Genomic DNA, 1,099 nt, shown 5'->3' with positions numbered 1-1,099 from the left:
GTTATCGGCGACTTGGCGCAATGCACACAACCAGACGGCTCATTTGTGCCACCTCGTGCGCAAGCTGCGCACCAAATGGCTAGCCAAGCGTTCAGCAACATTGTGGCGAAGCTAAATGGTCGTGAGTTGAAAAACTACGTGTACAAAGACCATGGTTCTTTAGTGTCTCTAAGCCGCTTCTCTACAGTAGGTAGCTTGATGGGTAACTTAACCAAAGGTTCGATGATGGTTGAAGGCCGTATTGCACGTGTTGTTTATATCTCACTATACCGCATGCACTTGATGGCACTTCACGGCGTGTTCAAAACAGGCTTGATGATGCTGGTTGGCCGCATTAACCGTGTATTGCGTCCAAACCTTAAGCTTCACTAATATCGGCGATTCAGCCAGTTTCAGTGTTGAAACCATAGAAGAGAAAAAGCCACCGCAAGTCGGTGGCTTTTTATTTCTGTTTTGTCCCGTCCCAAATAAGGCTTACACCTTCCAACGCTTACCGCTGTCTTACAGCAAATCTGTTGGCAGAAGTGAATACACGACGCCATCTTTTGGTTTGCCATGGAAAATAAATCGATTTCTGGCGATGGCTTCTTTTTTTGCTCCAACGGATTCGATCAAAGCTTGGCTGGCGTTGTTATCAGGATCACAAACGATTTCAATACGAGTTAAGCTCAGTTTTGCAAAACAAAATTCTGCCAACGCTTTAATCGCCTCTTGAGCGTAGCCTTGTCTTTGGTAACGGTCTGCTACCCAATAACCAATACTCGCCATATTAAACGTATGGTAAAGCTCATTCACGGCTGCCATTCCCAGCAAGGTATTGCTATCTCTATCATAAATACCGAAACCAAATGCTTCCGTTTTGACCCAATTTAAACGTGTTGCTAGTAGAAAGTCTTGGGCATCTTTTAGCGAGACTTCTGCGTCACACCAATCAAGCCAAGTATGCAAAGATGGGGATTGGGAGAGCAATCGTTGTAGCGAGTGAGCGTCATCTGCTGGGATAAGACGAAGGGCTAGGCGAGGGGTGATGATTTCAAAATCTGGGCTCATGAATAAATACGACTTCCATTGCTGATTTTAGAGATACCGACCTTTCGTT

1 protein-coding gene and 1 pseudogene are annotated in these 1,099 nt (G+C 45.4%); one reads left to right on the top strand and one right to left on the bottom strand.

All coding sequences use genetic code 11. The annotated features are described in order from the left end of the window. Nucleotides 1-372 (top strand): annotated as a pseudogene (locus R7Q11_RS24935) (FAD-dependent oxidoreductase); the annotation flags it as partial. Between the two features lie 129 nt (nt 373-501). Here the strand turns inward: R7Q11_RS24935 and R7Q11_RS24930 are convergent. Further along, nucleotides 502-1,050, bottom strand: a complete 549-nt coding sequence (locus R7Q11_RS24930) for a GNAT family N-acetyltransferase (RefSeq protein WP_005481806.1) — start codon at nt 1,048-1,050, stop codon at nt 502-504. Nucleotides 1,051-1,099: the final 49 nt, after the last annotated feature.

This window comes from Vibrio sp. 970 (assembly GCF_033339075.1).
Note: the sequence above shows the minus strand (reverse complement) of the source record. Positions and strands in the feature narration are given on the sequence as shown.